Origin of the sequence: Kitasatospora nipponensis, assembly GCF_039528135.1 — a bacterium.
Taxonomy (GTDB): domain Bacteria; phylum Actinomycetota; class Actinomycetes; order Streptomycetales; family Streptomycetaceae; genus Kitasatospora; species Kitasatospora nipponensis.
Map to the genome: position 1 here is coordinate 1 of NZ_BAAALF010001169.1, position 516 is coordinate 516.

2 pseudogenes are annotated in these 516 nt (G+C 67.2%); one reads left to right on the forward strand and one right to left on the reverse strand.

The features are described from left to right. Positions 1-217 (reverse strand): annotated as a pseudogene (locus ABD323_RS45470) (hypothetical protein); the annotation flags it as partial. 101 nt (positions 218-318) lie between these two features. On the opposite strand from ABD323_RS45470, the pseudogene ABD323_RS45475 reads away from it, so the two are divergent. After that, positions 319-516, forward strand: a pseudogene (locus ABD323_RS45475) (nuclear transport factor 2 family protein); the annotation flags it as partial.

Here is a 516-nt window from a genome sequence, read left to right on the forward strand (position 1 = left end):
GTTCTTGGAAATCGACCATGGTGGTGGCTTCGCCCGCAGTGATCAGGATGATCTGATGGAAATCGGTGCGGTGCACACCGAGCAGCGCTTGCCGGGAGAGTTTGCTGGCCAGATGGGCAATGCTGGTCACTTCGATGCCCAGCGGGGCGCGGTCGGGGTTGTGGAAGCCGTACTCGGCGACGCGCGTGCCTTCGCCCGGATGCTCGGTTTTGACCATGATGCTTTCGGATCCTACCTCGCGGCAGCGGCACCCCCTGGCCGAAGGTGGAGGTGCGACTGGCGGGGACGGCTCCGCCTCCGCATCGGAAGGGACGTGTCATGGGCAACAAGGAACTGGTTCTGCAGGCCGCCGATGAGCTGTTCGGCAAGAAGGACCCTGCCGCGGTGGACCGCTGGGCCGCGGCCGACTACCGCCAGCACAGCTCACTGGCCGCCGACGGCCCTCAGGCCCTGCGCGACCTGGTGGCCGGTCTGCCCGACGGTTTCCGCTACGAGGGCGCCCGGGTGATCGCGGAC